Below are 1,023 nucleotides of genomic sequence, written 5' to 3'. Positions count from 1 at the left end.
AACGGTGGCTCTTTAAAACTAAACAACGAAAGGTATTTTCGATGAATCAATTATTAAACATTTCAGAACAGAAATCAAGCATTACGATGAGTAGTCGTGAGATAGCAGAGTTATGCGAAAAAGAACATCGTCACGTTTTAAGAGACATTAGGGCTTATGTTGGTGCTATTATCCAAATGGAGAGAGGAATTAATGTTAAATCTCTTGATTGGAGCGGAAAAGAGGGTGTAGAACTTTTTGGACATACCCCTATTGGCGGAGTTATATGTCGATATGAGGTTAATCCTCAAAATAATCAAAGTTACCCAATCTATTACCTAGATAAATCAGCAACGCTGACAATTATCTCTGGCTACAATATTTTGCTTAGAAAGAAAATTATCGACCGCTGGCAAGAGCTGGAAACGCAAGTGCCGCAATCTTCTAAAACACCTCATATTCCACAAACGTATGCGGAAGCGTTACGTTTGGCGGCAGACCAAGCAGAACAAAATCAGTTATTGCAGTTAGAGAACAAGCAAAAGACCGAAGAGAACAATGCACTGAAATCGTACTTTGAACCTGGTTTAACACCAGCCCAATTTGTGAAAGGGCTGAATGGCGTAAACAGCAACAAAATTAATGATTATTTGCGAACTCGTGGCTGGTTATACAAAGAAAAGCATTGTTGGCGAGTGTGTAGCCAAGTTCGGGATAAGTATCTAACGGAATCATTTAAGCGAATTGAGGTTGATCCTGTAGAGCGTATTGAGATGACTACCTACAAGCCAATTTTGCTTGAGAAAGGTGCGGTTAAGATTTTTGAGGCTTATTTACAAGGTAAGTTACCAATGAAAGCTGATTGGAACGGCAAATATTATCACAGTAAGGTGGCGGTATGAGATTCACATCAACAATAAACAACGTCCGCTTAGTGGAGTGGGAAATCAACATCACGCAGGGGGCATTGGTCGATTTAATCAATCAAGCCTCCAGTTGGGCAAAAGCGGTGGTTATTGACGGCATAACCTATTACTGGATGTC

1 protein-coding gene and 1 pseudogene are annotated in these 1,023 nt (G+C 40.1%); both read left to right on the top strand.

Features of this window, described 5'->3' with window-relative positions; genetic code table 11:
* Window positions 1–41 precede the first annotated feature (41 nt).
* A complete protein-coding gene (locus EDC41_RS13465; RefSeq protein ID WP_006252350.1) occupies window positions 42–881 on the top strand; it encodes a Rha family transcriptional regulator in 840 nt (279 codons plus the stop codon).
* Window positions 878–1,023 (top strand): annotated as a pseudogene (locus EDC41_RS14145) (conserved phage C-terminal domain-containing protein); the annotation flags it as partial. The gene EDC41_RS13465 and the pseudogene EDC41_RS14145, both read left to right, overlap by 4 nt.

This window comes from Mannheimia haemolytica, from assembly GCF_004342115.1.
Taxonomy (GTDB): Bacteria; Pseudomonadota; Gammaproteobacteria; order Enterobacterales; family Pasteurellaceae; genus Mannheimia; species Mannheimia haemolytica.
Note: the sequence above shows the minus strand (reverse complement) of the source record. Positions and strands in the feature narration are given on the sequence as shown.